Raw genomic sequence first — 2,967 nt, 5'->3', positions numbered from 1 at the left:
ACTCCACAACTATTGTATTTAATAAAATTTTGTGAATCATTTAGACTTGCTATACCATCACCTCCCCCCCCAGCACCCAGCTTGGTTTTGCAAGGGAACAAACTGGTTATGGAATGGGCAGGAAAAAAGCTAGCTGAAGCGGATGCGCCGAAAGATGATACCAGTCCCAACTCTTCCTCCTCTTCAGCAGATGATTATTGGCCCTCAAGCGTACAAAACGAGGGAAAGCAATCTGGATACTTTGCTGCTGGTGTAGCGTATGGATGGGCACAACATCAGACAATGGTAGGAACTGCTATAAAAATGCCGTGGGAAGTCACAGGAACTCATCATGACCCCAATGACGAGGTGGCATTTGCACAGGGTGCCGCGTGGGGTCTCATGCTGGCATCTACACGAGATCAGGCACAGGCGTTAGCGATGGCATGGGAGGCTGGGTGGGGTCAAGGATATGGTCGCAGCATTCCGGGGCGCATATCCGGAGCAACTGTAGCAACCCAAATGACTGCTGACGCAATCATGGTCGAAGTCCATATACTAGAAGCTCGGGCTGCTGCTGGTGCTAGTGCTGCTGGACTGCTTTTCAAAAAATATGGAGGTGGAAGCACTTCTGGAGCACCTAAAGAACCTGAAAAGTCTGATTATCGGGGGCGTTACAACCAAGACCGAATCAAACAAGGGAAAAAACCACTGCCATCTGAATATGATGCACACCACAGAATACCGCAAGAATACAGAAATCATCCCGAATTTAAAGATTTGGATTTTGATGCCCCCTCGAATATTAGAGGAGTAAAAGGCAATAGGGCACTTTGGGCTGGCAAAGCAAGAGCAGATTATCACGGTGAAATCACGATGTGGTGGAAGCAATTTCGTGAAAAATTTCCGAATGCAAGGAGAAGTCAAATCGAGACATTTGCAGCAGATATCGATAAGGCGTATCAACGATTTTATTTTAGGTAATTTCTTACCTTATTTCATTTCTCAATTAATAGGAGACATTTCACATGATTGCTCAACCTAAATTCCAATTCATGACTCCCCAAGAGTATCTAGACTGGGAAGAACAACAACCCATTAAGTACGAATATATGAAGGGGGAAGTCTTTGCCATGACCGGGGGAATTCTGCCCCATAACTCAATTGCCGTAAACCTGACATCTGCACTCAAAAATCACCTGCGCGGTAAAGGCTGTAAAGTCTTTATGGCAGATGCCAAAGTGGGAGTTTCGCAAAACGGGCCTTTCCACTATCCTGACGTGATGGTGAGTTGCGATCCGCAAGACCAAAGAGCGCGTAAAGTTATTTATCATCCTTGTTTAATTGTCGAAGTGCTATCTCCCGGTACAGAAGCATTCGATCGCGGCCAAAAATTTAGAAATTACCGTCAAATTGAAACTTTAAAAGAATACGTTCTGATTGAAGCCGATCGCCTGAATGTAGAATGCTACCGCATCAATGAAAAAGGTAAATGGGAACTCACGGCTTATTCACTTGATGCAACAACTACCGACGAGACAGAAGTAGAAGTTGATTTTCCCAGCGTTGATTTTCGTTGTCCGATTTCTCTGCTGTATGAAGATGTTGTTTTTCCTGAAGACAATCCTGAAGATTCTGCCGATAACTAATCTCATAGATCTACTCACTATAAGGTGACAGCCATGAATCTCATTACCGCCCCCATTAACGAAAATAGCCCAGTTCCAACTATTCAGAACCTCCAAGATGGCTTACTGCGACTGTTGCAATGGTTGCAATCCGAGCCTGCCAGAGAAAGCCTGCTCGAAGAGCAACAAGCAGGGCGATATGGTGGCATAACCAAAAGACATCTCCAAAAACAGTTAAAGCCTTTGTGTAACTAGGCTGTAGGACGTAAATGCAATCATCATAAATTAGCGACTCTGTACGCTCTAATAAGGCTTTGAGATATTTATTGTTGATAATTAAGCCAAAATATCTAGTTATGTGTGTTGATTTTAACCTAATGATGTAGCAGATATTTCTCATTGTAATATTAGCGCTCTAATTCGCAACCTTACTATTCCACAAATCGTCAACACTACTTGCTCATATTTTTGGGGATTTAACCTAAATCTTTCTTGGAGAACTCGAAATATTTTGAGGGAGCGAATTCGATGTTCTACAAAGATTCTTTTGCCCGAAAATTCTTTGTTTTGTTCTTTTTCTTCAGTTGTTAATTCTCGATTCTTGGGTTTCTTCATAGGAGTTGTCATTAAAGCTTCTCCAATGTAAGCTTTATCTCCCTTGAATTTTTGTTGAGGGTCAAACTGTGAGCGTTCTTCTCGGAATAAAGTTATATCGCTTTTCGGTCCAGGTTTCCCTGCCACAACATCAACGATATCTCTACCATCTGGCATGACAATTATTTGACTTTTAAATGTATGATTTTTCTTCTTACCTGAAAAATATTTTTTTTGTTCATCCTGATCTCCAGGTCTCTCTCTGACTTGTTCGTAGGTATCTACTATTAATTCATATTCTGTGAGTATTTCCTTGACCATTTCATAGTCAGCAGCGTTTTTTTTTACTTGCTCAAGTAAGCTACATGGTAGCAATTCTCGCAATTGAGGCAACCAATAATTAAACGTATCATTAGCTGTAGACTCACTTACTCCAAACTGGATGCCCAGAAGTTGAAAGGTTGTCATATGCCTCAGATAGACCAAGGTTAAAATTATTTGTTCACGCATAGATAATTTTGATTTACGACCGCCTCCACCAGCAATAATTCTAACTTTCTTTGATTCTAGTAAAGCTTGTTTTTCATGATGTAATCGTTCCGCGTTTTGAATTAATTGTTGTAGCTGTTCATAATCCAGACCAATTAATCGCTGTGTTTCTTTAGGATGCTCTTCAATATGATTTAGTATCTCGCTCATGTTTCTGTGTTAAAAAAGCTTTATGATGTTATTTTACCACGAATGTTACTATTCTGGAGATGTCTAA

Annotated in this window: 4 protein-coding genes; 3 read left to right on the top strand and 1 reads right to left on the bottom strand. The window is 41.2% G+C overall.

Annotation, left to right across the window (positions count from 1 at the left end; translation table 11 throughout):
* The 3 genes from QT974_RS32990 to QT974_RS32980 form a co-directional block, all read left to right on the top strand.
* Positions 1-963 (top strand): hypothetical protein (locus QT974_RS32990; protein ID WP_333472579.1); only part of this gene is annotated, 963 nt, incomplete at its 5' end.
* A 44-nt stretch (positions 964-1,007) separates the two neighbouring features.
* Positions 1,008-1,628 carry a Uma2 family endonuclease gene (locus QT974_RS32985; protein WP_333472578.1) on the top strand — a complete coding sequence of 207 codons (621 nt, stop codon included), beginning with the start codon at positions 1,008-1,010 and terminating at the stop codon, positions 1,626-1,628.
* Positions 1,629-1,661: 33 nt separating this feature from the next.
* A complete protein-coding gene (locus QT974_RS32980; RefSeq protein ID WP_333472577.1) occupies positions 1,662-1,862 on the top strand; it encodes a hypothetical protein in 201 nt (66 codons plus the stop codon).
* A gap of 141 nt (positions 1,863-2,003) precedes the next feature.
* Here QT974_RS32980 and QT974_RS32975 read toward each other — a convergent pair whose 3' ends face one another.
* Positions 2,004-2,900 (bottom strand): transposase family protein, encoded by an 897-nt coding sequence (locus tag QT974_RS32975; protein ID WP_333472576.1) that lies wholly within the window; start codon positions 2,898-2,900, stop codon positions 2,004-2,006.
* Between the last annotated feature and the right edge of the window lie 67 nt (positions 2,901-2,967).

Source organism: Microcoleus sp. BM001215392 (genome assembly GCF_036700185.1).
Taxonomy (GTDB): Bacteria; Cyanobacteriota; Cyanobacteriia; order Cyanobacteriales; family Microcoleaceae; genus Microcoleus.
Note: the sequence above shows the minus strand (reverse complement) of the source record. Positions and strands in the feature narration are given on the sequence as shown.